24 protein-coding genes and 1 pseudogene are annotated in these 26,410 nt (G+C 64.3%); 15 read left to right on the top strand and 10 right to left on the bottom strand.

The window, feature by feature from the left end; genetic code table 11:
* Nucleotides 1-74 precede the first annotated feature (74 nt).
* From A3AI_RS0100715 to A3AI_RS41950, 7 genes are all read left to right on the top strand, one after another.
* On the top strand, nucleotides 75-302 hold the full coding sequence (locus A3AI_RS0100715; protein ID WP_024513721.1) for a putative signal transducing protein: 228 nt from the start codon (nucleotides 75-77) through the stop codon (nucleotides 300-302).
* Complete coding sequence (locus A3AI_RS0100710; protein ID WP_024513720.1) at nucleotides 295-1,062, top strand: tRNA1(Val) (adenine(37)-N6)-methyltransferase; 768 nt, start codon at nucleotides 295-297, stop codon at nucleotides 1,060-1,062. The genes A3AI_RS0100715 and A3AI_RS0100710 overlap by 8 nt, the downstream gene beginning before the upstream one ends.
* Before the next feature lie 240 nt (nucleotides 1,063-1,302).
* Nucleotides 1,303-2,211 carry a S49 family peptidase gene (locus A3AI_RS0100700; protein WP_024513719.1) on the top strand — a complete coding sequence of 303 codons (909 nt, stop codon included), beginning with the start codon at nucleotides 1,303-1,305 and terminating at the stop codon, nucleotides 2,209-2,211.
* 116 nt (nucleotides 2,212-2,327) lie between these two features.
* Nucleotides 2,328-2,519: a hypothetical protein gene (locus A3AI_RS0100695; RefSeq protein ID WP_024513718.1), complete on the top strand. Its 192-nt coding sequence runs from the start codon at nucleotides 2,328-2,330 to the stop codon at nucleotides 2,517-2,519.
* Nucleotides 2,520-2,644: 125 nt separating this feature from the next.
* Nucleotides 2,645-3,583, top strand: a complete 939-nt coding sequence (locus A3AI_RS0100690; protein WP_024513717.1) for a glycine--tRNA ligase subunit alpha — start codon at nucleotides 2,645-2,647, stop codon at nucleotides 3,581-3,583.
* Between the two features lie 56 nt (nucleotides 3,584-3,639).
* Nucleotides 3,640-5,832, top strand: coding sequence for a glycine--tRNA ligase subunit beta (gene glyS / locus A3AI_RS0100685; RefSeq protein WP_024513716.1), 2,193 nt, complete (start codon nucleotides 3,640-3,642; stop codon nucleotides 5,830-5,832).
* Between the two features lie 63 nt (nucleotides 5,833-5,895).
* On the top strand, nucleotides 5,896-6,429 hold the full coding sequence (locus tag A3AI_RS41950) for a class I SAM-dependent methyltransferase (protein ID WP_245286797.1): 534 nt from the start codon (nucleotides 5,896-5,898) through the stop codon (nucleotides 6,427-6,429).
* Between the two features lie 133 nt (nucleotides 6,430-6,562).
* Here A3AI_RS41950 and A3AI_RS0100675 read toward each other — a convergent pair whose 3' ends face one another.
* Nucleotides 6,563-6,916 (bottom strand): DUF1236 domain-containing protein, encoded by a 354-nt coding sequence (locus tag A3AI_RS0100675; RefSeq protein WP_024513715.1) that lies wholly within the window; start codon nucleotides 6,914-6,916, stop codon nucleotides 6,563-6,565.
* 240 nt (nucleotides 6,917-7,156) lie between these two features.
* Here A3AI_RS0100675 and A3AI_RS45910 point away from each other — a divergent pair, with 240 nt between their 5' ends.
* The 3 genes from A3AI_RS45910 (at nucleotide 7,157) to A3AI_RS0100660 (ending at nucleotide 12,188) form a co-directional block, all read left to right on the top strand.
* Complete coding sequence (locus A3AI_RS45910) at nucleotides 7,157-7,312, top strand: DUF3096 domain-containing protein (protein WP_084800793.1); 156 nt, start codon at nucleotides 7,157-7,159, stop codon at nucleotides 7,310-7,312.
* A 106-nt stretch (nucleotides 7,313-7,418) separates the two neighbouring features.
* Nucleotides 7,419-10,289, top strand: a complete 2,871-nt coding sequence (ppdK, locus tag A3AI_RS0100665) for a pyruvate, phosphate dikinase (protein ID WP_024513714.1) — start codon at nucleotides 7,419-7,421, stop codon at nucleotides 10,287-10,289.
* Between the two features lie 402 nt (nucleotides 10,290-10,691).
* Nucleotides 10,692-12,188 (top strand): cell wall hydrolase, encoded by a 1,497-nt coding sequence (locus A3AI_RS0100660; protein WP_024513713.1) that lies wholly within the window; start codon nucleotides 10,692-10,694, stop codon nucleotides 12,186-12,188.
* 40 nt (nucleotides 12,189-12,228) lie between these two features.
* Here A3AI_RS0100660 and nadC read toward each other — a convergent pair whose 3' ends face one another.
* The 3 genes from nadC to nadA are packed head-to-tail and all read right to left on the bottom strand — an operon-like array spanning nucleotide 12,229 to nucleotide 15,889.
* Nucleotides 12,229-13,107, bottom strand: coding sequence for a carboxylating nicotinate-nucleotide diphosphorylase (nadC, locus tag A3AI_RS0100655; protein ID WP_024513712.1), 879 nt, complete (start codon nucleotides 13,105-13,107; stop codon nucleotides 12,229-12,231).
* Nucleotides 13,108-13,117: 10 nt separating this feature from the next.
* Nucleotides 13,118-14,719: an L-aspartate oxidase gene (locus A3AI_RS0100650; protein ID WP_024513711.1), complete on the bottom strand. Its 1,602-nt coding sequence runs from the start codon at nucleotides 14,717-14,719 to the stop codon at nucleotides 13,118-13,120.
* Nucleotides 14,720-14,779: 60 nt separating this feature from the next.
* Complete coding sequence (nadA, locus tag A3AI_RS0100645; RefSeq protein WP_024513710.1) at nucleotides 14,780-15,889, bottom strand: quinolinate synthase NadA; 1,110 nt, start codon at nucleotides 15,887-15,889, stop codon at nucleotides 14,780-14,782.
* 375 nt (nucleotides 15,890-16,264) lie between these two features.
* Here nadA and A3AI_RS0100640 point away from each other — a divergent pair, with 375 nt between their 5' ends.
* From A3AI_RS0100640 to A3AI_RS50160, 5 genes and pseudogenes are all read left to right on the top strand, one after another.
* Complete coding sequence (locus tag A3AI_RS0100640; RefSeq protein WP_024513709.1) at nucleotides 16,265-17,515, top strand: MFS transporter; 1,251 nt, start codon at nucleotides 16,265-16,267, stop codon at nucleotides 17,513-17,515.
* Between the two features lie 42 nt (nucleotides 17,516-17,557).
* Entirely contained in the window at nucleotides 17,558-18,544 is a 987-nt protein-coding gene (gene acuI / locus A3AI_RS0100635) for an acrylyl-CoA reductase (NADPH) (RefSeq protein WP_024513708.1), read from the top strand.
* Between the two features lie 113 nt (nucleotides 18,545-18,657).
* Nucleotides 18,658-19,242 carry a hypothetical protein gene (locus tag A3AI_RS0100630; RefSeq protein ID WP_024513707.1) on the top strand — a complete coding sequence of 195 codons (585 nt, stop codon included), beginning with the start codon at nucleotides 18,658-18,660 and terminating at the stop codon, nucleotides 19,240-19,242.
* Between the two features lie 107 nt (nucleotides 19,243-19,349).
* Nucleotides 19,350-19,583 (top strand): DUF6894 family protein, encoded by a 234-nt coding sequence (locus A3AI_RS0100625; RefSeq protein ID WP_024513706.1) that lies wholly within the window; start codon nucleotides 19,350-19,352, stop codon nucleotides 19,581-19,583.
* 54 nt (nucleotides 19,584-19,637) lie between these two features.
* A pseudogene (locus A3AI_RS50160) lies at nucleotides 19,638-19,928 on the top strand (hypothetical protein); the annotation flags it as partial.
* Here A3AI_RS50160 and A3AI_RS0100620 read toward each other — a convergent pair.
* The 6 genes from A3AI_RS0100620 to ygfZ form a co-directional block, all read right to left on the bottom strand.
* Complete coding sequence (locus A3AI_RS0100620; RefSeq protein WP_024513705.1) at nucleotides 19,828-22,503, bottom strand: DUF2339 domain-containing protein; 2,676 nt, start codon at nucleotides 22,501-22,503, stop codon at nucleotides 19,828-19,830. The pseudogene A3AI_RS50160 and the gene A3AI_RS0100620 overlap by 101 nt on opposite strands.
* Before the next feature lie 29 nt (nucleotides 22,504-22,532).
* Nucleotides 22,533-23,510, bottom strand: a complete 978-nt coding sequence (locus A3AI_RS0100615) for an NUDIX hydrolase (protein ID WP_024513704.1) — start codon at nucleotides 23,508-23,510, stop codon at nucleotides 22,533-22,535.
* A gap of 55 nt (nucleotides 23,511-23,565) precedes the next feature.
* Complete coding sequence (locus tag A3AI_RS0100610) at nucleotides 23,566-24,072, bottom strand: tyrosine phosphatase family protein (protein WP_024513703.1); 507 nt, start codon at nucleotides 24,070-24,072, stop codon at nucleotides 23,566-23,568.
* A 160-nt stretch (nucleotides 24,073-24,232) separates the two neighbouring features.
* Complete coding sequence (locus A3AI_RS0100605; RefSeq protein ID WP_024513702.1) at nucleotides 24,233-24,853, bottom strand: YfbR-like 5'-deoxynucleotidase; 621 nt, start codon at nucleotides 24,851-24,853, stop codon at nucleotides 24,233-24,235.
* A complete protein-coding gene (locus A3AI_RS0100600; RefSeq protein WP_024513701.1) occupies nucleotides 24,850-25,476 on the bottom strand; it encodes a DNA-3-methyladenine glycosylase I in 627 nt (208 codons plus the stop codon). The genes A3AI_RS0100605 and A3AI_RS0100600 overlap by 4 nt, the downstream gene beginning before the upstream one ends.
* Nucleotides 25,473-26,354 (bottom strand): CAF17-like 4Fe-4S cluster assembly/insertion protein YgfZ, encoded by an 882-nt coding sequence (gene ygfZ, locus A3AI_RS0100595; RefSeq protein WP_024513700.1) that lies wholly within the window; start codon nucleotides 26,352-26,354, stop codon nucleotides 25,473-25,475. The genes A3AI_RS0100600 and ygfZ overlap by 4 nt, the downstream gene beginning before the upstream one ends.
* Between the last annotated feature and the right edge of the window lie 56 nt (nucleotides 26,355-26,410).

Raw genomic sequence — 26,410 nt, 5'->3', positions numbered from 1 at the left:
AAGTGCGGTCTGTTGTTGACACGGCTGCGTCATTGCCGCGCAGTGTTTCATGGCGCTTGGGATGGAGAAGCGATTTGCGGGAATTGGTTCGGACCAACGATATCGTGCTGGTTTCGGCGATCGGCGCGCTGCTCGACGGCGCCAATATCCATCACGTGGTGCTGGATCAAAACATGAGCGTGATCGAAGGCTCGCTCGGCATCCTTCCGCGGCGGATACTGGTCCATGACGAGGACAACCGCGCGGCGCGCCAGCTTCTCGCCGATGCCGGCCTGTCCCATGAATTGCGGCCGGATGAGTGACTTCACTTTAGAATTGACCGAAGATGCCTTTCTCGGCGGCCAGCTGTTGTTGCGGCAGCCCAAGGCAGGTCATCGCGTTGGCCATGACGCCCTGCTGCTGGCGGCCAGTTGCCGGGCGCGGACCGGTGAGCGCGTGGTCGAGCTCGGAGCCGGTGTCGGCGCCGCGGGCCTGGCCGTCGCAAAGCGCGTCGGTTGCCTGGATCTGGTGCTGGTCGAGATCAATCCTGCATTGGCCGCGCTCGCACGTGACAATGCAAAGGCCAACGGCATTGCCGCGCAAATCTGCGAGCTTGACGTCACGGCGCCGGCGCAAACGTTTGCGGCCGCGGGCCTGCCGCCCGACGGCGCCGATGCGGTACTGATGAATCCGCCGTTCAACGATGCCGCGCGCCACCGCGCCTCGCCCGACCAGGCGCGTGCCGCGGCCCACATGGCCCAGCCGGCGACATTGCAGCATTGGGTTGCGGCTGCGCGCCGCATCCTTAAATCCGGCGGCGTCCTTACGTTGATCTGGCGGGCCGATGGGCTGTCAGAGGCGCTTGCGGCGCTCGATCACGGTTTCGGGAGTCTTGCGGTTCTGCCGGTGCATGGCGATGCCGGCAAGCCTGCGATCCGGATTCTGATCCGCGCGTTGAAGGGGGGTAGGGCGCCGACGCAAATCCTGCCGTCGCTGATGCTCAACGGTACGTCGGCGCAGCCTGACACGTACGTCACGGAGATTCTGGCGGGAAGGAGGGTGTTGCCGCTGGCTATACCGTAAAGAGATCAGTCTATTGCTGAGCCGGTTCCGATGTTCGGTCGGGCGTGGCGGTAAAGCGGATCAGGGTCAAAAGAGTGCCGATCAGGAGCATCAGCAGATAGATTTTCATGTCCCTCTCTCCGCTGCGTCATTGCGCCGAAGCAAAATCAAGCAAGGAAATCCAACCACGGAAACGCAAAGGGCGTCTCCTCGGATCAATGACAGTGGCGCGATAAGAAAAGGTTAATTTGAGGTAACAGAATGGCCGAAGATTTGAGTGTTCGTGGCGGATGGCAGGGATGGATCGACCGCGGGCGGGAATGGTTGCCAGCACGCCTGCGTCCAGGAACCGCCGTCGTTCCCGTGGTGCGGCTATCGGGCGTGATCGGCGCGGTGACACCGCTGCGGCCTGGTCTGACGCTCGCGGGGCTGGCGCGAATTCTTGAGCGCGCGTTTTCAGTCAGGAATGCCAAGGCCGTTGCGCTTCTGATCAACTCGCCCGGCGGCTCGCCGGTGCAATCGCGGCAGATCTATTTGCGCATCCGCCAGCTTGCCGAGGAGAAGAAGCTGCCGGTTCTCGCCTTTGTCGAGGATGTCGCGGCCTCCGGCGGCTACATGATCGCCTGCGCGGCCGACGAGATTTTCTGCGATCCGTCCTCGATCCTCGGCTCTATCGGCGTGGTCGGCGGCTCCTTCGGCTTCCAGGAGGCGATCAAGAAGATCGGCGTGGAGCGCAGGCTCTATACCGCGGGCGAGCACAAGGCGACGCTCGATCCGTTCTTGCCGGAGAATCCGGACGATGTCGCGCGCCTGAAAGCGATCCAGCGCGATATCCATGCCATCTTCATCGCGCTCGTGAAGACCAGCCGCGGTGCCCGGCTGAAGGGGCCGGACGACCAGCTGTTCACCGGCGAATATTGGGCGGGCGACCGGTCGGTCGCCCTGGGGCTGGCGGACGGCATCGGCGACCTCCGTTCGACGCTTCGTGCCCGTTATGGCGAAAAGGTGCTGACCCCGCTGATCGCGCCGGCCAGCGGCATGCTTGCAGGCCTGCTCGGCCGCCGGGCACCGGGGGCGGGCGCGCTGGCGCTGGATGGGCTTGCCGGACTTCCCGATGATTTGATTTCGGCGCTGGAGACCCGGGCGATCTGGGCCAAATTTGGCTTTTGAAACAAGGGGCGGCTCCGGGGCCGCGCCATTTTGTCCTTCAAGAGGCGATTGCGGCGCAGCCTCCACTGGGAGAGAATAGCAGCTGGGGGCACAACTGAATTTTAGGGATCGAACCGATGCCGCCGTTCATCGCATTCGCGGGCGTGCTGGGTGGCCTGGCGATGGTGCGCTGGGCCTATAAGACGGCTCTGCGGGTCAACCAGGAGCTGGAAGAGGTGCGCCTGTCGCGGGTCGCGGAAGCGGCGCGAGCTGGCCAAATCCAGACCCTGCGGCGCGACCCCGTCACCGGCACCTACCGGCCGGGCTAACGGCCCCTTAATTGCTGGCGCGGTTCGCGGAATGGCGGCTATTCCGCCCTGCTTGCCTTGATTCCCGGCGGCTCCGCCGATACGGTCCCGCGCGCTTTCCACCCCCCGCGAGACCCGTTTTGACGATGGAATCCTTGGCTCCCTACATGCGCCCGGAGCGCTCGTTCCAGGCCTTCATCCTTGCGCTCCAGACCTTCTGGGCCGAGCAGGGCTGCGTGATTCTGCAACCTTATGACATGGAAATGGGCGCGGGCACCTTCCATCCCGCGACGACGCTGCGCGCATTGGGGCCGAAGCCCTGGAATGCGGCCTATGTGCAGCCCTCGCGGCGGCCCAAGGACGGCCGCTATGGCGAGAACCCCAACCGCATGCAGCACTACTATCAGTTCCAGGTGATCATGAAGCCGTCGCCGCCGAACCTTCAGGATCTTTACCTGAAGTCGCTCGCCGCGATCGGCATCGATTCCTCGCTGCACGACATCCGCTTTGTCGAGGACGACTGGGAGAGCCCGACGCTTGGCGCCTGGGGCCTGGGCTGGGAGTGCTGGTGCGACGGCATGGAGGTCTCGCAGTTCACCTACTTCCAGCAGGTCGCGGGCGTGGAATGTTCACCGGTCGCGGGCGAGCTCACTTACGGGCTCGAGCGTCTCGCGATGTATGTGCAGGGCGTCGACCGCGTCTATGACCTCAATTTCAACGGCCGCGACGGTGCCGAGCGCGTGACCTACGGCGACGTCTTCCTGCAGGCCGAGCAGGAATATTCGCGGCACAATTTCGAATATGCCGACACCGCGATGCTGTTCGAGCAATTCAAGATGGCAGAAGAGGCCTGCAAGAAATATCTCGCCGCCGGCTGGCGCGAAGGCTCCAACCGCAAGGAGCATCTGATGGCGCTGCCAGCCTATGACCAGTGCATCAAGGCGAGCCACGTGTTCAATCTGCTCGACGCGCGCGGCGTGATCTCGGTGACGGAACGGCAGAGCTACATTTTGCGCGTGCGCGAGCTTGCGAAAGCCTGCGGCGACGCCTGGATTCATACCGAAGCGGGCAGCGCCGGCGGTTGACCCTGCCGGTCGCCAAAGTGTTGCGCCAGTCCGTTTTGCAAAAGCCGTGAAATTCGATGCCCGATCTTCTGCTTGAACTGTTTTCCGAAGAAATCCCCGCGCGCATGCAGGCGAAAGCTGCCGAGGATTTGCGCCGCATGGTCACCGACAGGCTCGTCGCCGAAGGCCTGGTCTATGAGGGGGCAAAGGCTTTTGCCACGCCGCGCCGTCTCGCACTCACCGTCCACGGCATCCCTGTGCGCCAGCCGGATCTGAAGGACGAGCGGCGCGGCCCGCGCCTCGACGCGCCGCAGGCCGCGATCGCGGGCTTCTTGAAAGCCACCGGTCTTGCCGCCCTGAGCGAGGCCAAGATCCAGCGCGATCCCAAAAAGGGTGATTTCTACATCGCGCTGATCGAGAAGCCCGGCCGCGCCACCATCGATGTGCTGGCGGAAATTTTGCCCGTCATCATCCGCACCTTCCCCTGGCCGAAATCGATGCGCTGGGGCGCGCGTTCTGCGAAATCAGGTTCGCTCTCCTGGGTGCGGCCGCTGCACGCGATCACCGCGACCTTCGGGCTCGAGACTGAAGAGCCGGACGTCGTGAACTTCTCCGTCGATGGCATCGAGACCGGCCAGACCACGTACGGCCATCGCTTCATGGCACCTGCTGCGATTCAAGTGCGACGCTTCGAGGATTACGAAGCGAAACTGCTGAACGCGAAGGTCGTGCTCGACCCGGAGCGCCGCAAGGACACGATCGTCACCGATGCGCGCCAGCTTGCCTTCGCGCAAGGGTTCGAGTTGGTCGAGGATCCGACGCTGCTTGACGAGATCGCCGGCCTCGTCGAATGGCCCGTGGTGCTGATGGGCTCGTTCGAAATGGACTTTCTGTCCATCCCGGGCGAGGTGATCCGCGCCACCATCCGCAACAACCAGAAATGCTTTGTCGTCAGCGATCCCAAGACCGGCAAGCTCGCCAACAAGTTCATCCTCACGGCGAATGTCGAAACCGCCGATGGCGGCAAGACCATCGTTGGCGGCAATGAGCGCGTGATCCGCGCGCGGCTGTCGGACGCGAAGTTCTTCTACGACACCGACCTGAAGACGCGGCTCGAAGATCGCTTGCCGAAGTTCGAGTCGATCGTGTTCCATGAGGAACTGGGGACCCAGGCTGAGCGTATCACTCGCATCGAGCGGCTGGCCGCGGAGATTGCGCCGCTGGTTGGCGCCGATGTGACGAAGGCCAAGCGCGCGGCGAAACTCGCCAAAGCCGATTTGCTCACTGAGGTCGTCGGCGAGTTCCCGGAGCTGCAGGGGCTCATGGGCAAGTACTATGCGCAGGCGCAGGGTGAGGACGCATCCGTCGCTGCGGCTTGCGAGGAGCATTACAAGCCGCAAGGCCCGAGCGATCGCGTGCCGAACGATCCTGTGTCGATTGCAGTCGCGCTCGCCGACAAGATCGATACGTTGGTCGGCTTCTGGGAGATCGACAAAAAGCCGACCGGCAGCAAGGATCCATACGCGCTGCGCCGCGCTGCGCTGGGCGTGATTAGGTTGATACTGGAGAATGGAATTCGCATTCATCTCTCTTCTCCATTGATTGCGACGCACTTCGATCGGATCGCGCATCAGGTGCATCTGATTCAGCTGGCGAACGATCGAAGGATGGAGCGGGACATCGGAGGGCATGTTGAGAGAACTGGGCCACCACTTCCGCTAGGAGTTGGTATTAGCTCGCGGCAACCCGACCTGCTCGCCTTCTTCGCCGACCGCCTCAAGGTTCAGTTGCGTGAGCAGGGTGCGCGCCATGATCTGGTTGACGCTGTGTTCGCGCTGGAGGGTCAGGACGATCTCCTGATGATCGTCCGCCGTGTCGAAGCGCTAGCGGCATTCCTCGACACCGATGACGGCAAGAACCTGCTCGCGGGAACGAAGCGCGCGAGCAATATCCTCGCCATCGAGGAGAAGCGGGACAAGCGTTCGTTCGATGGCGCGCCCGATCCGGCGCTCTATAGCCTCGCTGAGGAGAAGGCACTGGCGAAAGCGATCGATCAGGTGAAGACCGAAGCCGGCGTTGCCGTGGCGAAGGAAGACTTCGCCGGCGCCATGAGCGCCATGGCAAAGCTGCGCCCCGCGGTCGACGCTTTCTTCGACAAGGTGAAGGTCAACGACGACGATCCCAAGGTGCGCGAGAACCGCCTGAAGCTGCTCAACCAGATTCGCGCCGCCACGCGTGCGGTTGCGGATTTCTCCAAGATCGAAGGCTAGTGATGGATCGCGCGACACTGGCCGCCTACGACAATGACGCGGCAGCGTTCGCAAAAGACTGGCATGAGCAGCCGGCGCCGACCGACCTGCAAGCCACAGTTCACGCGCTTCTTCATCAAGGACGGCAAGACCGCCGATATCGGCTGCGGCAGCGGCCGGGAGGTCGCCTGGCTCAATGCCAACGGCTTTCCCGCCGAAGGTTTTGACGCATCCGACGGCCTGCTTGCCCAGGCGCGTAGCCGTTACCCGCAGCTGAAATTTGCCCATGCCGAACTGCCGGAGCTCAACGTCATCGCCACTGACGCCTTCGACAATCTGCTCTGCGAGACCGTGATCATGCATCTCGATCCGGCGCAGATCGCACAGTCCGTGCGGCGCATGCTCGAGATCGTCAAGCCCGGCGGCATCTTCTATCTCAGCTGGCGCGTCACCAAAGACACGGACTTGCGCGACGGGCACGACCGGCTTTATGCGGCATTCGATGCGAAGCTTGTGCGCGACGAGTTATCAGCGACGGTTTCGCTGCTCGATGAAGAGGTGGTGAGCGCCTCATCGGGCAAGACGATTCATCGCCTCGTCGTGAGGAAGCGCGCCTGAGGCTCGCGCAAAGGCAAAGAGCCCCACCCGGCGGGGGGAACCGGGCGGGGTCTGTTGTCCGGGCGCCGCTGCAGCAGTCCGGACAATTACTTCGGTCAGTTTTTTGGATAGCCTGTTCGGCTTTTTGGATGGCCTATTCGAGGACCTGGACGACGCGCCGCGTCCGCGGCTCGACCAGCACGGTCGATCCATTCACGATAGTGTAGCGATAGGGCGTCGCGGCGAAGGAGGGCGGCACGTCATAGAACGTCACGCCGCTCTCAGGCAGGACGGTGCCGACTGCGATACGTCCTGGAATGGCGTAGTCAGGAATCCGCTCGCGAATGACGTATTCGCGGAAGGCGGGATACTGCTCGGTCGCAATGCCGGGCATATCTTCCACGACAACGGTGCGACCGGGTGCCACGCCAACGGTTTGCGCGCGGAGCGCGATCGGTGCGCTGATGGCAGCCGCAACGGCTGCGACGGCAAGGATGGTGTTCCGCATGGGGTGCTCCATTCAACTGCAGGCCGGCTCGCGCCGACCGATTTGCCGCCAATGCCTCGCGCCGCAGATCGTTCCCCGGAACACCGCATCTTCGGCGCATCAATTTTCGGCAATCCGCACGCGAGAGGGAACCGGAAGGTGACCCTCTGCGTCTCCTATTCCGGAACGCGCGCCGCTAAGATGCAGGCCCGAATCGCTTCCCCCACATCGCTCCCAGCATCACCTTTTGGAGACCGTTGAATGATCATCACCGCTGCGCACGTGCCTGCCATCGTGGCTCTGATCGCAGGCATTCTGATCCTGATCATGCCGCGGCTTCTGAACTTCATTGTAGCCATCTACCTCATCTGCATCGGCCTGATCGGCCTAGGCCTGCTTCGCTGGCTGCATCTGTAGATCTGCGCAATAGCCGGAACCCGGCTTGCGCCGGACCGTCCAAAATGGTGTAAGGCGCGAAAAGCTCGTCACCCTCAAGACCCTCTATCCGGGATCGTTGCAAGTCATGGCCAAAGCCCTCGCGAGATCGAAGAAAGTCGCTGCGAAATCAAAGCCATCCACGCCAACCCGAGGGAAGCCGGCCCCCGCGGCGCCGGCGCGGAAGGTGGTGAAAAAGCTGGCTGCGAAGCCCGCGCCTGCACCGAAAAAGGCCGCTCCCGCGGCGAAAAAAGTTGCCGCCCCTGCGCCGGCCGCCAAGGCCGGTAAATGGGTTTACACCTTCGGCGACGGCAAGGCCGAGGGCGCCGCGGGCATGCGCGACCTCCTGGGCGGCAAGGGCGCCAATCTCGCGGAAATGGCCAATCTGGGCCTGCCGGTGCCACCCGGCTTCACCATCCCTACGTCGGTCTGCACTTATTTCTATGCGCACGAGAAGACCTATCCGAAGGAACTGAAAGCGCAGGTCGAAAAGGCGCTCGATCATGTCGGCAAGCTGACGGCCAAGAAATTCGGCGACCCGAAAAACCCGCTGCTGGTCTCGGTGCGCTCGGGCGCACGCGCCTCGATGCCGGGCATGATGGATACCGTCCTCAATCTTGGTCTCAACGACCAGACCGTGGAGGCGCTGTCGGAGATGTCGGGCGACCGGCGCTTCGCCTATGACAGCTATCGCCGCTTCATCACCATGTATTCGGACGTGGTGCTCGGCTTCGAGCATCATCATTTCGAGGACATCCTCGACACCTTCAAGGACGGCCAGGGCTATTCGCTGGACACCGATCTCACCGCGGAAGACTGGGTCGATCTTGTCGGCCAATACAAGGATGCGGTGGCGCGCGAAACGGGGAAGGAATTCCCGCAGGATCCGCACGACCAGTTGTGGGGTGCGATTGGCGCGGTGTTTTCGTCCTGGATGAATGCGCGCGCGGTGACCTACCGCAAGCTGCACGACATTCCGGAATCCTGGGGCACCGCGGTCAACGTGCAGGCCATGGTGTTCGGCAACATGGGCGAGACCTCGGCGACGGGCGTTGCCTTCACGCGCAACCCCTCGACCGGCGAGAGCAAGCTCTATGGCGAGTTCCTGATCAACGCGCAGGGCGAGGACGTGGTCGCGGGCATTCGCACCCCGCAGGACATCACCGAAGACGCGCGAAAAGAGTCCGGCTCCGACAAGCTCTCCATGGAAGTCGCGATGCCTGACGCGTTCAAGGAGCTGACCCGCATCTACACCATGCTGGAGAAGCACTACCGTGACATGCAGGACATGGAGTTCACGGTCGAGCGCGGCAAATTGTGGATGCTGCAGACCCGCGGCGGCAAGCGCACGGCGAAGGCGGCGCTGAAGATCGCAGTCGAACTCGCCAATGAAGGTCTGATCTCCAAGAAGGACGCGGTGTCGCGCATCGATCCCGCCTCTCTCGACCAGTTGCTGCATCCGACCATCGATCCGGCGGCCAAGCGCGACGTGATCGCGACCGGCTTGCCGGCCTCGCCAGGTGCGGCCTCCGGCGAGATCGTGTTTTCCTCCGATGAAGCCGCCAAGCTGCAGGCCGACGGGCGCAAGGTCATCCTGGTTCGTATCGAGACCAGCCCCGAGGACATCCACGGCATGCACGCCGCCGAAGGCATTTTGACCACGCGCGGCGGCATGACCTCGCATGCCGCCGTAGTTGCGCGCGGCATGGGCAAGCCCTGTGTCTCCGGCTGCGGCAGCATCCGCGTCGATTATGGCCGCGGCACCATGAGTGTGGGCCCGCGCACCTTCAAGACCGGCGACGTCATCACCATCGACGGCTCGCTCGGCCAGGTGCTGGCGGGCCGCATGCCGATGATCGAGCCGGAGCTGTCAGGCGAGTTCGGGACGCTGATGGGCTGGGCCGACGAGGTGCGCAAGATCGGTGTGCGCGTCAACGGCGACACGCCCGACGATGCCCGCACCGCCATCAAATTCGGCGCCGAAGGCATCGGCCTCTGCCGCACCGAGCACATGTTCTTCGAGGAGACGCGCATCCGTACGGTGCGCGAGATGATCCTGGCGGAAGAAGAGCAGGCGCGCCGCGCCGCGCTGGCAAAGCTGCTGCCGATGCAGCGGGCAGACTTCGTCGAGCTGTTCGAGATCATGAAGGGCCTGCCGGTCACGATCCGTCTGCTCGATCCGCCGCTGCACGAGTTCCTGCCGCACACCCATGCCGAGATCGAGGAGGTCGCGCGCGCCATGAACACCGACCCGCGGCGGCTTGCCGACCGCGTGAGGGAATTGTCGGAGTTCAACCCGATGCTCGGCTTCCGCGGCTGTCGTCTTGCGATCGCTTACCCCGAGATCGCCGAGATGCAGGCCCGCGCTATTTTCGAGGCTGCGGTCGAGGCGGGAAAACGCACCGGCAAGGCCGTCGGGCTCGAGGTGATGGTGCCGCTGATCGCGACCAGGGCGGAGCTCGATCTGATCAAGGCACGCATCGACTCGACGGCGCAGTCCGTCATGCGCGAGACCAATGCCAAGCTGACCTACCAGGTCGGCACCATGATCGAGCTGCCGCGTGCGTCGCTGATGGCCGGTGACATCGCGAAGTCGGCGGAGTTCTTCTCGTTCGGCACCAACGACCTCACGCAAACCACCTACGGCATCAGTCGTGACGACGCCGCGAGCTTTCTTTCGACCTACATCGCCAAGGGCATCTTTGATGTCGATCCCTTCATCTCGATCGACCGCGAGGGCGTTGGTGAGCTGGTCAAGATCGGCGTTGTGCGCGGCCGCAAGACACGGCCGAACCTGAAGGTCGGTATCTGCGGCGAGCATGGCGGCGATCCGGCGTCTGTTGCGTTCTGCCACGAGATTGGTCTCGACTACGTCTCCTGCTCGCCCTACCGCGTGCCGATCGCGCGCCTCGCTGCGGCGCAGGCGGCGCTGGGCAAGGCGGTCGCCAGCACGGCGTGAGAGGCTTCGCGTAATATTGCGCGCTGTCATTCCGGGGCGGTGCATAGCACCGAACCCGGAATCTCGAGATTCTCAGGTGTGCAATTGCACACCGGAGTCTGCCTCTTCGAGGCACCCTGAATGTGTGTTCAATCGTGAGCCGCGCCCTCCACCTGTAATCACACGGTTCAGACTTCCTTCACCATTCGCGTTGACGCGATATTTACCACTCGCACTGAAGCGGCATTTACCAAGGCTTTCGATGTCATCGCGCGCACGCGCGCGTTGGCTTGCCTGTGGCGAACCCGTCACGCCGATTAACGCCCCAGCAACCTAAATTAGATACTACCGGAAAAGATCGAATTGCACGGATGTACTGCGTTCGATTTTCCGACGTGAGTAAGCGTTGCGTGAGCGTTAGCAATGTCAGTCGTGCGTAACCAGCCGAGGGGCGCGCGCTTTGCGTCCTTCGGTCTGGGTTTTTGCATATTCGCGTTGATGCCGAACCAGATCGGCTACCAGGATATTGCCTCGCTGTTGGCGCGGCAGCCCGGTGTCGCCGAGCTCTGGCAGAAGCGCGTGTTCTCGGTGGCCGCGTCCATCCAGCTCGCGACCTACAGTTTCGCGCGTCCGATCGGTACCTCCGCGCCGGAGAGCGCGACCTACCGCCTCGCCAGTCTCGAGCGCGAATCCGGCGTCACTGGTGCAGTCACGCACAATCCGATCCTGCAGACACCGCCGCGCTATCAGGCTTCCGACTTTCCCAGGGTCAACCGAGCGCTGAAAGGTGACCGCCTCGCAGCGCCGCCGCCCGCGGAGAGCGCTGCGGCGCCTGCACCGGCGGGGACCGCCGCGCCCGAAGTCACTCCGGCCGTCGCGAGTCCTCCAATTCCGGTGCTCGAAACCCCTGACTCGTCGAATATTTCCGTCGCGGGTGCCAAGACCGCATCCGTTGCGCCAGCCGGTGGCGGCAAGCTCGATCCGGAGCTGCAGGAAGCGATGAATGCGCCGCCGCTCCCTCAATATGATGTCTCGATGTCGCTCGAAGCGCATCCGCTCGATGATACCAAGCGTGCGCCGGAGGCAACAGCGGCCGCGCGGACGCCCTCGCAACAGGATGGCTTCGACGTCAAAACCGCGAGCCTCTATTTTGGCAGCGCCTCGCTCGGTGGCGCCTACGAGAACATCGAGCGCTGGCAGCCGGGCGAAGAGCCGCTGATCATCTCGACCGATGCGCTGCCTGATCCCGACATGAAGGTGACGGCGTCATTGCCGCTGTCGGGCGACGTTTTGCGGGAGACCGAGAGCGGCGAGAGCGTCGCACCGAAGGGCGAGGTGAACGCCGACAATCAGCAGGCCAGGACACCGTCCGAGCGGCTCGGCCTGACGGATGCAAAATCGCGCTCCAAGGCTGAAAAATGCCTCGCGGAAGCGATCTACTTCGAAGCTCGCGGTGAGGCCGTGCGCGGCCAGATCGCCGTCGCACAGGTGGTGATGAACCGCGCTTTCTCAGGCTACTACCCGACCACGGTGTGCGGCGTCGTGTTCCAGAGCAAGTACCGGCACACGGTCTGTCAGTTCACCTTCGCCTGCGAGGCCAATACCGATATTATCCGCGAGCCGGACATGTGGGAGCGGGCGAAGAAGATCGCCAACGCCATGCTCGACGGGCTGATCTGGCTGCCGGAAGTCGGCAAGTCGACTCACTACCACGCCTACTACGTTCGCCCGTCCTGGGTCGCCGAGATGAAGCGGACGTACAAATTCGGCGTGCACACGTTCTATAGGCCCAAGGCCTGGGGCGACGGAAGCGAGGCCCCGAGCTGGGGCACGCCGCAGCAGACCGCCGCGATCTCGGCGGAGCTTGCCGAGGAAGCCAGGAGCGAAGCCGAGATCAATCCGAATTCGGTGCGGCGGTAGGCCTTGCTTTCTTCGCCCCGGCCCGCTTGCGGGGAGTGCATCACGCATCGATATCCAGCGCCACGTCGAAATTCGCTGCGGAATGGGTCAGCGCGCCGGAGGAGACGTAATCCACGCCGGTTGCCGCGATCTCTGCGATTGAATTGAGCGTGACACCGCCGGACGCTTCCAGCACCACGCGGCCCCTCGCCATCTTCACCGCTTCGGAGAGCGTCGCGATGTCCATGTTGTCGAGCAGCACAGCGTCGGCGTGCTCGGTGTCGAGGACCTCGCGCAGCTGCGCCAGCGTATCGACCTCGATCTCGATCTTGACGAGATGGCCGATATGGGCGCGGGCGCGCTCCAGCACCGGCCTTATGCCGCCGGCGACCGCGATGTGATTGTCCTTGATCAGGACGGCATCGTCGAGGCCGAAGCGATGGTTGAAGCCGCCGCCGCAGCGCACGGCGTATTTTTCCAGCGCGCGCAGGCCCGGCGTCGTCTTGCGCGTGCAGCATATGCGCAATCGCGTGCCGGTCGTCTTGCGCACATAACTCGATGTCAGCGTCGCGATTCCGGAGAGCCGCCCGACGAAGTTGAGCGCGGTGCGCTCGGCCGACAGCACAGCCCGCGCAGGCCCCGAGATCGTCATCACATGTAAGCCTGCGGCAACTGCGGCGCCATCGCGCACATAGGCCTGCACCTGGATTTCGGGGCAGAGCCTCCGGAACACCGCAAGAGCGAGAGGCAGGCCTGCGATGACACCGGCCTGGCGCGCGACCATGACGGCATGCGCCTTGGTTGGCTCAGGAATGGTCGCAATCGCGGTGATGTCACCGGCGCGGCCGAGATCCTCCTCGAGCGCGCGCGTGACGGCTTCGTCGACGGCGAGCGGGGAGAGGAACGCGTCGGGATGCAGCAGTGAAGTTGCAGTCGTCATAGATGCCTCCTTACGCCATGATCGGCTGCGCAGCCGGGCGCGCGGCGTCGTTGAGTCTGTCGGCGACGGTCCGCGCCTCATCCAGCGTCGTCATGGTGCGGCGGGCAAAGGCCGTCTTCTCGGCCGGATGATCGGAGCGGAAATGCGCGCCGCGGCTTTCGCGGCGGCTGAACGCGCTGGCTGCGACCAGAAGTGCCGTGGTCGCCATGTTGCGCAACGCGATGTTACCGGTATCGCGCTCGAGCACAGCAAAGTTGCGCACGGCTTCTGCCAGGTGCTCGCCGTCCCTGATCACGCCGACATGCGAGGACATCAGGGTGCGAAGATTTTCGCCTGATCGTGCCGGCATCGCGCAATTGCGCGGAATTGGTCGTGCCGTCAAAGCGCGGGCCGGCGAGGAGAGCACGCTGCCCGCAATATCCTCTGCGATGCGTGCCGCATAGACCGCGGCTTCCAGCAGCGAGTTCGAGGCGAGGCGGTTGGCGCCATGCGCGCCGGTCGAAGCGACCTCGCCGCCGGCCCACAATCCCGCGATCGAGCTGCGGCCACGAGTGTCCACGGCAATGCCGCCCATGTGGTAGTGCGCGGCGGGCGCAATCGGGATCGGCTGTGTGGCAGGATCGAGACCCCCGTCGATGCAGCTCGCATGAACGGTCGGGAATTTTTCGGCGAAGCGTGCACCAAGAGCTGCGCGCGCATCCAGAAAGGCGCCGCGGCCGGCTGCGATCTCCGCGAACACGCCGCGGGCGACGATATCGCGCGGTGCGAGCTCGGCTGCGGGATGACGAGCCAGCATGAAACGCTCGCCTTTGGCGTTGATCAGGATTGCGCCTTCGCCACGCAGCGCTTCAGTCGCGAGCGGTGCCGGATCGCGGCCGACCATGATCGCGGTCGGGTGAAACTGCACGAATTCAGGGTCCGCGATCACGGCACCGGCGCGTGCGGCGATTGCAAGGCCAAGCCCGCCGGCCTCCTGTGGATTGGTCGTCGCGGCGTAGAGATGGCCGATGCCGCCGGTCGCGAGCACGATTGCGGGTGCGGCAATCGTCACGGGCTTGGCGACGACATCATCGCGCCGGCGCAATTGCACACCGGTGGTCATATTGTCTTCCGTCAAGAGCGCCTCGGCCACAAAGCCTTCGATCACGCGGATCGACGGTGTTTTGCGGACAGCTTCCGTCAGCGCGGCGATGATGGCCTGTCCGGCCATGTCGCCGCGGACATGCACGATGCGCCTTGTGGAATGGGCGGCTTCCCGGCCGAGCGCGAGCCGGCCTGCGAGGTCGCGGTCGAAGGGCACGCCGTAGCGGAGCAGGTCCTCGATGCGGCCGGCCGCCTCGCGGGTCAGCGCCAACGCGACCTCCTCGTCAACGAGGCCCGCGCCTGCTGCGATGGTGTCGGCCGCATGCGCTTCTGCGCTGTCGCTCTCGGCCAGCGCTGCGGCAATGCCGCCCTGCGCCCAGGCGGACGATGCGCCATGCCCTAGTGGCGCGGCTGAAATCACCGTGACCGGCCGCGGTGCGAGTTTCAGCGCGCAGAACAACCCCGCAAGGCCACCGCCGATGATGAGGATGTGGTCTGTGTTCGTGAGATCGTGGATGGAGGTGCTCATGCTCTACCTTTCATGGTCCCGGCTCGCGCTCACTTCGTTCGCTTGGCCGGGACGACAGAACTAATTCTTTAGGTTGATCATCCGCTCGACAGAGCGCCGCGCTTTCGCGGCGATTACCGGATCAACCTGCACCTCCTCGCGCAAGTACAGCAGGCTCTCCAGGATATTCGCCAACGTGATGCGTTTCATGTGCGGGCACAGGTTGCATGGCTGCACCATCTCGACATCCGGCAGCTCCGCGCGGACATTGTCGGCCATCGAGCATTCGGTGATCATGACAAGCCGCCGGGGATGCTTGTCGCGGACCCATTTGATCATGTGTGCGGTGGAGCCGGTGAAATCGGCCTCCGCCAGCACGTCGGGCGGGCACTCCGGATGCGCGATGATCTGCACGCTCGGATCGGCCTCCCGATAGGCACGCAGCTCGTCGCCGGTGAAGCGCTCATGCACCTCGCAGGCGCCTTTCCATGCGATGATCTTCACGCTTGTCTTCGAAGCGACATATCGCGCCAGGTATTGGTCGGGCAGGAAGATCACCGTCGGCGCGTTCAGGCTCTCGACCACTTCGCGTGCATTTGACGACGTGCAGCACATATCGACTTCTGCCTTAACGTCGGCCGAGGTGTTGACATAGGCGACCACGGGTACGCCGGGGAAACGCTCGCGCAACAGGCGCACATCTGCGGCCGTGATGCTTGCCGCCAGCGAGCAGCCGGCGCGCGAATCCGGGATCAGAACCGTCTTGTCGGGATTGAGGATCTTCGACGTCTCCGCCATGAAATGCACGCCGCACTGGATGATGGTGGAGGCCTTCACCTTGGTGGCTTCGATCGCGAGCTGCAGCGAGTCGCCGGTGATGTCGGCGACGCAATGGAAGATCTCCGGCGTCTGATAATTATGCGCGAGGATGACTGCATCGCGCTCCGCCTTCAGATCATTGATCGCCTTCACATAGGGCGCCATCAACGGCCACTCGACCGGCGGGATCACGCCTTTGACCCGCTCATAGAGATGAGCGGTGGCGCGCTCGACCTCGCTCGTCCATTCCAGAGGCGGCATCGGCAGTACGCGGTGGCGCGCGGCGGCCTTTGCGTTGTCCCTGATGGGAGTGGCGGCGCCGCGCTCGGCAGCGGGGAAATCGTTCGGCCCGTAGATTCCAGCAATCGGCATGATTGCCTCCCTTCTCTTTGGCTTCAGACCAATTATACTCAATATGAGTATATAGGACGTCTGAGAAATCCGGCCTCGAGGGCCGGTGCTTTTGCTTCGCTGACTTGGATCTCATCGAGCCGGCCGCGCTTCATTGCAGCCCGCTCGCACTCAATCATTATACTCCGATTGAGCAAAACATATTTAGCATGCCTCCTGAGACGACGCTAGCTGTTCCGTTGATCAAATCGCCGTGGCCGACCACGGCGTTTTGCAGAGCTGCCCTGCGCAACGAAATTTCCTTCGTATGACGCTTGGCTTTCCATGCAGATGCATTAACTCCTTCGCACCCGCGGTCGCTATACCGGCCGCCAAAGACACACGGGGGAGTGACAGATGACGACAACCGCGGGCGACGTTCGGCCGGCACCTTCTGCTGGCGGCTGGCGCACTCCTCTCGTCATCATCGCCTGCGGCTGTGCGATTGCACTGCTCTCCTTTGGCCCGCGGTCAAGCGTGGGCTTCTTCATCAAGCCGATCGGCCAGGAATTTGCCTGGGGACGCGACGTATTCAGCCTCGCAATCGCGGTGCAGAACCTGTTGTGGGGTCTCGGCCAGCCTTTGGCCGGCGCGATCGCCGATCGTTTCGGCCTGCTGCGCGTGATGATCGTCGGCGCGCTGCTTTATGCCGGCGGCCTGGTGCTGATGCGCTATTCGGCAACGCCGCTCTCACTCGATCTGGGTGCCGGCGTGCTGATCGGCCTCGGTCTGTCCGGCTGTTCGTTCAATCTTGTGCTGTCCGCCTTCAGCAAACTGCTGCCGCCGGAACGGCGCGGCCTCGCGCTCGGTGCGGGCACCGCGGCGGGCTCGTTCGGCCAGTTCGTCTTCGCGCCCTTTGGCGTCGCGCTGATCGACAATTTCGGCTGGCAGACCGCACTGATGGTGTTTGCCAGCATGATGCTGCTGATCATTCCCCTCTCATTTGCCATCGCGACACCCGCGGCCGAGCCCTCGAAGGAGGGGGCGACGGATCAGCAGTCGTTCAAGACCGCGCTCGCCGAGGCCTTTGGCCATCGCTCCTATGTGCTGTTGGTGCTTGGCTTCTTCACCTGCGGCTTCCAACTCGCCTTCATCACCGTGCATCTGCCGCCCTTTCTCGCCGATCACGGCATCAGTGCGCAGACCGGCGGCTGGGTAATCGCGGCGATTGGCCTCTTCAACATGGTCGGCTCGCTCGGCGTCGGCTGGCTGCAGAACTTCGTGCCCAAGCGCTTTATCCTTTCGACCATCTATTCCGTGCGCGCGTTGGCGACGGTTGCCTTCATCTCCCTTCCAGTCACGCCAACGACAGCGATCCTGTTTGGCGCGATCTCCGGCCTGACCTGGCTTTCTTCGGTCCCGCCGACCTCGGCGCTGGTGGCGCTGATGTTCGGCACGCGCTGGTTCGCGACTCTCTATGGCTTTGCCTTCGTCAGCCACCAGGTCGGCGGCTTTCTGGGCGTCTGGCTCGGCGGCACGGTGTTCGAGAGTTTTGGTTCCTACACGCCCGTCTGGTGGCTTTCGATTCTGTTCGGCGTGCTGTCCGCCCTGATCAATCTGCCGATTGTCGAGAAGCCCGTCGTGCGGGCCGTTGCGCAGCCCGCCTGATGCGATAAAACCCCTGAAAGCCAGAGTTCAGGGAGTTTCGCCGTGGCCACCTTCAAGGCAATCCGGATCGACAAGGCGGACAAGGGCACCGCCGCCGCGCTCACGCAATTCGACGAAGCCGAGTTGATGGATGGCGACGTGACCGTCGCCGTCGAATGGTCGACGTTGAATTACAAGGACGGCCTTGCCGTCACCGGCAAGGCGCCGGTGGTGCGGCGTTTCCCGATGATCGCCGGCATCGATTTCGCGGGCAAGGTGACGCATTCCTCTCATCCCTCGTGGAAGGCGGGCGACAAGGTGGCCTGCACCGGCTGGGGCCTCGGTGAAACCCATCTCGGCGCTTATGCAGAGAAGGCGCGGGTCAAGGGCGATTGGCTGGTGCGCCTGCCGGACGGTCTCTCCGCCCGCGAGGCGATGGCGATCGGCACGGCCGGCTTCACCGCCATGCTCGCCGTGCTGGCGCTGGAGAAGCAGGGGCTGACGCCGCAGGCAGGTCCCGTGGTCGTCACTGGCGCTGCCGGCGGTGTCGGCTCGGTCGCGACCGCCGTGCTCGCGAAGCTTGGCTATCACGTGATTGCCTCGACCGGGCGGCTGTCCGAAGCGTCCTATTTGAAAGACCTCGGTGCCACCGAGGTGATCGACCGCAACGAGTTGAGCGGTCCGGCCAAGCCGCTGGCCAAGGAGCGCTGGGCGGGCGGGGTGGACAGCGTTGGCTCGACCACCCTCGCCAATCTCCTGTCCATGACCAGGTATGGCGGGGCGATCGCGGCCTGTGGGCTCGCCGCGGGCATGGACCTGCCGTCGTCGGTTGCGCCGTTTATTTTGCGCGCGGTGTGCCTTCTCGGCATCGATTCCGTGATGTGCCCGCTGCCGTTGCGAAAAATCGCCTGGGAACGCCTGGCGCGTGATCTGGATCGGACAAAACTGTCTGAAATCACACATGAAATTAGCCTCGACCAGGTCGTCGGCATGGGTCCGCAAATCCTTGCCGGCCAGGTCCGCGGCCGCATCGTGGTAAAAATTGTCTGAGGACGTTCAGACTTTACCAACCAACCTGCTCCAATCTTGCCACGGTTGGTATGGTAAGCAGCGGGTAAAGAAGGCAGACTTTGCTCGCGCTTGGGTCTAGTTGGAGTTGCAGCATGCTTGCGCGTTTTCTGTTGGGCACCGTCACCGCCGGCGCCATGATTGCACCCGCGCTTGCTGGGATGATGTCCGCCGACGAGGCGCGCAAATTCGTTGCCGGCAAGATCTTCGCGTTCACCTGCGTCGATGGCACCCGCGGTGCCGGACGTATCCTCGATGACATGGGTGCCGCAGGCGCCGTGCAGTTCTCGGGCTCCGGCCCCATCAGGCATGTCCGTCTTCCCGGCAACACGCTGCAGATTCGCGGACAGGCCGTTTGCGCCTCGCTGCGCGGCCTGCCGTTCGAGCCCTGCTTCAATCTGGACAAGACCGACGAAGCCAGCTTCCGCGGCTCGGTCTCCGGCATGAGCTTCGCCTATTGCGACTTCCATCACCAGGGCGGCACCCAGATGTTGATGGCACGCGCCGTGGCGCGGCCTCGTTCGCGTCGCGCGGAGGGGACTGGCTCGGCTGCGGAGTCGCGCGCGGAAGCCCCCGTTCGCGTGGAAACGCCACGGGTCGAGAGTGCCAAGATTGAGCCGGTCAAGTCCGAGCCCGCGAAGGTCGAGGCCGCGCCTGAGCTGCGCCGTTCCACCGAATAATCGGACGGAGCAGGCGGCCGTAGTCATACGGCTCGCATATTTCATGCCTTGGTAGTATTGCCGGTCCAGTTTCGCGCGGGGACGGGCCCAACGCATGGGTTCAATTAATGGCGATTTACTTCTTCCGGATCAGCCACGGCCATTACTCCGGCGCCTCTGATCTGCCGTACGAATTCGAGACGCGCGAAGCTGCGTGGACCGAGATGCGAGCAGTCTGTTCGAAACTTGTGGGCGGCATCGCGCGCAGCCTCAAGCCCAACGCCGAATGGCAGATGGAGCTTTTGGACGAAGCCAAGGAGCCAGTGTTTCGGATTCGTATGTTTGGCGAAGCACTCGATTGACGGTCGCTTTGAGACCTTGATCCGCAAGCGAGGCCGTGGAACAGGCACGCGGCACGGCTCTCCGAGATCTCCTCGAGCATTGCGGCCGCGGTGGAAGAGCAGGGCGCGGCGACCCAGGAGATTGCGCGCAACGTGCAGCAGGCCGCACAAGGCACCCAGGAGGTCTCGCCCAACATCACCGACGTGCAGCGCGGCGCCAAGTCAGCAAATTTCTGCAGTCGGTGCGCGTCGCGTAACGTCTTCATCAGGCCGGCGGCGCCGCAGGCTGCGGCGGGGCGTGTCGCCGGAACAGGATCTTCTGGTACAGCCAGCCGATCGCAACCAGTACCAGGCCGAGGCAGATGAAAGAGAGCGCGCGGTAGACGCCCGACAGCGTCGACATGTCGATCAGGAAAGCCTTGACGATCGTCAGCGCGATCACCGCGGCCGATGCAAGCCGTGCGCGCTGCGAATTGACCAGAAGGCCGACGCCGAGCAGCACCACGCCGAAAGCGAGCCAAGTGATGGAATAGGTGTATTGTTCGGCGCCTGTGGTCAGCCCGATCTCGACTGACGGACCGTGATAGAGCCGCCGAACCTCGAGGCTCACATAGGCAAGCGCGAAGACGAGCGCACCGCCGGCGATGGTGTTGGCATAGGCGACCGGGCGCAGCCCCGCGACCGCGTACGACAACAACAGCATGAGCACGGCCGGCAGCGCATAGGCGAGCAGCAGCAGATTGATTACGGTGCCCTCGAGCGAAACCGATGTCAGCATCGGATTTTCCGCGAGCAACAGCCCGAACACGCCGACCACGCCGGCGAAGACCGTGAGCAGCACGGCGCCGACATTGTGCACCACGCTGCCGGTGCGGATACGCAGCCTTTCCAGACCGATGGCCATCGCCAGCGCAACCGAGACTTGAAGCGCAAGCTCAGCCAGCGAGGGAATGACGCGGTAGATATCGCCGCCATAGACGGCATGGCGGATTTCCATGAAGGCAAGCAGCACCGTGAACAGGATCGCCGCCGCTTCCACGGCACGCAGCGGGGCGTCGTCGCCGCGCCGGCGCAGGAAATGAGTGCCGAGCCAGAATGCCGCGGCCGGCACGCCATATCCCCACAACAGCCAGTTGAAGATCGGCGTGGTGCCGACGGCATCGCCCGCGATCCGCGGCTCATAGCCGATCCGCGTCACCACGATGGCGGCGAGGATCGCTGCCAGCGAGCGCAGGAACGGGATCGGCCGCTGCATCGCAATCCAGGCGGTCCCGAGCGACATCAGCGCGAGCGCAATGGTCAGCCATCCCTTTTCCAGCGCGAATGTAAAGGCCAGCGCCAGCGCGCCAAGCGTGCCGGTGGCAAACAATGCGGTCGAAATGGAAAGGCCCGGGCGGGACGCGCGGCGGCTGAGAATTTCGGTCGCGGCGCCGAATGCAGCTGCAGGCAGCACGGCAAGGATCGCAAACGGGATCGAGCGATCGAGATGGGCGATGCGGGCATAGAGCGCGACCAGGAGCGCCAGCGGCACGAAGACAGCGGTTGACGACCGCACCACCGGAACGATGGCGTTCGCTGCGCGGCCCTGGGCAAGGAAGCCGGCCGCGCCAAATCCGAGGGCAAAGATCGCGGCCGTAACGAGGTGCAGCGTCACCGATTGATCAGTGATGGCGGGCCCGCCAATGCCCGGCAGCGGTCCGCCCGGCATCACCAGCAGGTCAGGATTGCCGCGCACCGCCCATTCCGCGAACACGATGAACACGAACAGGGCCGAAGCCGCGACCGCACCTGACGCTGCCGGCGCGCGCCAGGCCACGCCGAGCGTGACTGCGGTCAGGAGAGTGAAGACGATGAGTGCGGCATCGGCGTGATGGCTCGCAAGTACGATCAGCATCGCGCCGAAGAGGTAAGCCGCGAGCGAGATCGATGAGACGGGCTCGATCCGGTCGTCCGTAGCAGGCGGTCCGAACAGGAAGCCGCACACGACGAGCAGACTTGCGATGACAAGGCCGGCCATGACGTGGAAGGCGTAGGGCGCGACATCTGGTGGATTGAAATTCAGTACGGGCAGGATCCAGAACAGCGCCAGGGCGATGGTGGTAATCGCTAGCCAACGCCACAGCCGCGCGCGCGCCAGGCCTAACGCTGCCGCGGTGACGATGGCGAGGTAGATGTAGAGCGCCCAGAAGTCGGGCTTGTCCGAGGAGACCAGGATGGGTGTGGCAAAGGCGCCGACGACCCCGAGACCGGCCAGCGCGGGTCCGTGCAGCAGTGCGGCTGCGAGTGTGCCGAGCGCGACCACGCCGAGCAGGACGAAGGCCGTGGCGGGCGCGATGAAGTCGTAGAGCGCGTAGGCCGCATAGACGGTGGCAAAGGCGACCGCGGTGCCGGCCGCCGTGAGGATCGCGGGGATATTGGCGATCGGCAGCGCCTCGATCTCGGCAATGCTTTCCCTGCGCCGGGTCCATTCGCCGGCGGCGAGTAGCGCGAGCGCGAACAGGCCGCCCAGGAAGGTGCGCACGCGCGGACCGAGCAGGCCGGCCTCGATGGAGTAGCGGACCAGGAAGAAGCCGCCGAGGGCGAGCGTGAGCCCGCCGATCCAGACGACCCAGCGCGTGCCGATGCGCTCCTCGAATCCCGGCTCGGCGATCGGAAGCGGAGGCGGTGCTGCCGGCTGCGCGGCGGCTTTGGGAGCCGCAGCGTCCGGCGCGAGCGGCGGCGGCGCCGAAACGGGTTGCACGGTCGCCGCGGGCTGTGCGGGTTCGACCACCGCCTCATGGGGCAGCGGTGGCGGCGCATGCCGCATCGCCGTCTCGCCCGCGGCCTCGAGCGCATCGAGCCTCGCTCGCAACGAATCGATCTGATTGCGCGAGCGCAAGGCGACGATGAAGGCGACGGCCGCGATCAGCAGCGCAAAAAAATCGAACGGCGCATCAAACAGGGAATCCATCGCGTGTCCGCTTATCCATCTCAACGCCGGCCGCGGACCCGCAGGCCGGGAGCGGGGCGCTCCTGCAGCACTTCGCGGCGAAACCGAAACAGCGCGGCGGGCCGGCCGCCGGTTTGTGTCGACATCACGCCGGTTGGTTCGACCAGGGCGGTGGTTTCCACGAGGCGGCGGAAATTCTGCTTGTGCAGATGCCGCCCGGAGATCGCCTCGACCGTGTGCTGCAATTCGGTAAGTGTGAATTCGGCCGGCATCAGTTCAAACACCACGGGGCGATATTTCAGTTTTGCGCGCAGCCTTGCGATTGCGGTGGCGAGGATGCGCCGGTGGTCGAAGCGCATGGCGCCACCGAGCGCGGGAAGCCGGCCGCGCCCCAGCGCCGCGGGCCGACCGTCACGGCGCGCTTCCTCGACGAGGCCCGCTTCGTAGAGCAGCTCGTAGCGATCGAGCACGCGCTCCTCGTCCCATTGCGCGTCTTCGGTGCCGAAATAGAGCCGCACGCGCTCCTGGCGAGACAGCGGTCGCGGCGTTGCCGCATCCTCGCTTTGCCCCGCCCACTCGTTGAGTGCAGGCAGGATGTCGCGGGCGATGATGTCGGGGCGGCTCTCGCGCCAGTCCTCCCAGGGGAAGTAGCGGTACCACGGCTCGAAGCCTGCGCCGGGCGCGGGCGCGACGCCCGCCGAGGCGCGGGTCAGCGCGAGATAGCCGATCGAGACCAGATGGGCGTCGGTGTCGCCGGCTTCCGCATGGCGGCCGCGGTCGCCGAATGTGTAGAGCTGCTCGACATAGCCGAGCTGCAACCCCGTCTGCTCGGCGACCCAGGCGCGCAAGCCCATCTCGAAGGTGCGGTGTGCCACCGCATCGAACGGGCCGAACGGAAGCCCTGCCAGCTTGCCGTCGTCCTCGGCGGACGCGGTCAGGATCGACGGCTCATTGTCGTCGATTCCGACGATGGCCGCCGTCAGGCCGATCTCGATCGGCTTGAGTGGCGTCTCGCTCATGCCCGCTGCCCCGAATCCGAAACACTGGTTTCGAGAGGCAGGCTAGCACGCTTCCTCAATCGAGCTCGACCCGGAACGGCACGCCCTCCACCATCATCGACGCCGGCCCAATCGCATCGAGCGCGCGCAGCATGCGCCCGTCGCGTCCAAGCGCCTTGTCGGCGAGGCTCACGATCAGTCGGTTGGGCGAGGCGATCGGCGAAGCCGCGCGGATCTGGCGGGCGATCTCGATCTCCTCGCGATGCGGGTTGAGTGCGCAGGCGGCTGCAAAGGCGCTCGCAGTCGAGCGGCTGACGCCGGCCCAGCAATGGATCACCAGCGGCGCGCCGCGGTCCCAGCCGCGCACGAAATCGAGCACCTGAGCCACATGTTCGTCCGACGGCATGACAAAACCGTCCATCGGCTCGGTGATATCGTCGACTGACACCTTCAGATGGTTCTCCGGCCTGATCGACGCGGGCCGCGGCACCTGGTCGACCTTGCCCATCACCGTCAGCACATGGCTTGCGCCGATCGTCTTGACGATTCCGGGCAGGGCAGCGAGTGAGCAGACGTGGATCATGGCGGGCCTATTCAAACTTGGATCATGTCGTGCGGGTAAGGCGAGGCGTGCCCACCGGATTTTCATCTTCCGATGAGACCGTAGACACGGTGCGGGCGCCTGCGCCCATCTTCCGGATTTGGACGTTCGCCCGCGGTGAAAGCACCTTCGCCCCTGTCATTCAAGCCTCCAGCGCCTTGAAACGAGCCAGGAACCGCTTCTCCGCTTTCACCGCGCTCCATGGCGTCAGATAGTCCTCCCTGACGGCGTCGGGCAGGCCGGGATCGCGGCCGAACAGGCGTTTTGCCTCCTCCTTGGAGAAGCCGGCCAGTTCCGTGGCCTCCAGATAGGCCGCACCGCGGTCGGCTGCCTTGATCTGCCGTTCGATTCCGTTGTCCACCTGCGGCGGCAGGCCGAAGCGGATGTGGATGGCAGCCAGCAGCCGCTTCTCCACCGCCTTGTAATCGCCCCCCAACACCGCCTTGAACGGCGAGATCATGTCGCCGATGACATATTCCGGCGCGTCATGCAGCAGCGCAGCGAGCCTGACCTTGGCATCGATATTGGGGCTTTCTGCGCGCAGCACGGCTTCCACCAAAAGCGTGTGCTGGGCGACGGAGAAGATATGCGCGCCCGAGGTCTGGCCGTTCCAGCGCGCGACGCGGGCGAGGCCATGGGCGATATCGGCGATCTCGATGTCGAGCGGGGAGGGGTCGAGCAAATCGAGCCTGCGCCCCGACAGCATCCGCTGCCAGGCGCGGGTATCGGCGCTCTTGCCTGAGATCATCTGGCGTGAGCTCATTTGACTGCCAAGCGCGGCGTGCGGTGCGTCTTGCCGCAGGCTTCGTGGCAGAAGCAGGTGACGAGATGGTCGTTGACCATGCCGGTCGCCTGCATGAAGGCATAGACGATGGTCGGGCCGACGAACTTGAAGCCGCGCGACGACAACTCCTTGGACATCTTGATCGAGAGCGGCGTCGACGCCGGCACGCTCGCGGTCGTCTTGAACTGATTGATCTTGGGCCGGCCGTCGACGAAGTCCCATAAAAACTTCGAGAAGCCAGGGCCTTCCTCCATGATCTTAAGGTAGGACTTCGCGCTTTCGATCGCGCCCTCGATCTTGGCGCGGTTGCGCACGATGCCGGCGTCGTTCATCAGCGCATGCACCTTCTTGGCATTGTAGCGCGCGATCTTCGCGGGCTCGAAATCGTCGAAGGCGTGGCGGAAATTGTCGCGCTTGCGCAAAATCGTGATCCAGGACAGGCCGGCCTGGAAGCCGTCGAGGATCAGCTTCTCATAGAGCGCGCGGTCGTCATATTCCGGCACGCCCCATTCGGTGTCGTGATAAGCCACATAGAACGGGTCCTCGCCGGGCCAGGGGCAGCGTGTCTTGCCGTCGGGGTGCAGGCGGGCGGAACGGCTCATGCCATGCCCTGCTTGCTGGCATTGCGCACTGCGTCGGGATCGGCAAGGCGAAGCGGCAGTCCGCCGGCGGAGAGCGTAAGACCGGCGGCAAGAGCGTCCGCGACGCGGTCAGTGCGCACCAGCGCCAGGCCCTTGTCGCCCGCCGTCGAGCCGATGGTGCCGACCTGCTTGTCGCCGGCGAGGATGGTCGCACCAGCCTCCGGCGAGGGACCGTCGAGGACGATTTTCACCGTACGGGTGCGCGCGCTGCCGCGATGCTGCATGCGCGAGACGACCTCCTGGCCGACATAGCAGCCCTTGTCGAAATCGACGCCGTGCAGCCGGTCCATGTTGGTCTCATGCGGGAAGGCATCGCCATAGATGAAATCGAGCCCGCCGCGCGGCGCGCCGCAGGCGATGCGATGCGCCTCATAGGCGCTTGGCTCGACAAGGTCGGCGCCGATCAGGGCGGCGACCTTTGCAGCCAGTTCCTGCGGAGCCAGGATACGATATCCGAGGGCAGGCGAGCGCGGATCGGCAAAGGTCAGGTCCGGCTGCATGGCTGGCTCCCCGCCCCAGGCGGCGATGACGCCGAGGCTCTCGCTGAGGTTTTCCAACGTCACCTTGGCGCGCAGCTTGTAGAAGCGGAGCTTGTCGGTGAGCGCTTGCGCGAGTGGGCGCGGGCAGTCGAACAGGAAGCCGCCGCCATGTCCCGCAGGCGCCTCGGTGATCAGGAAGTCGACAATGATCTTGCCCTGCGGGGTCAGGAGCGCGCCGAATTTCGCCACCCCAGGCTTGAGCTCGGTGACATCTGACGTGACGAGGCCATTGAGGAAATTGCGTGCGTCCTCGCCGGAAACCTTGACCACGCCCCGGTCGGGAAGAAACGCTGCTTGCATTGCTGTCTCTTGAAGTTCTTGTTGAGGCAAATAGCCGACATTCAGCTGCAAGTTAA

The organism is Bradyrhizobium sp. Tv2a-2 (genome assembly GCF_000472425.1).
Lineage (GTDB): Bacteria > Pseudomonadota > Alphaproteobacteria > Rhizobiales > Xanthobacteraceae > Bradyrhizobium.
Note: the sequence above shows the minus strand (reverse complement) of the source record. Positions and strands in the feature narration are given on the sequence as shown.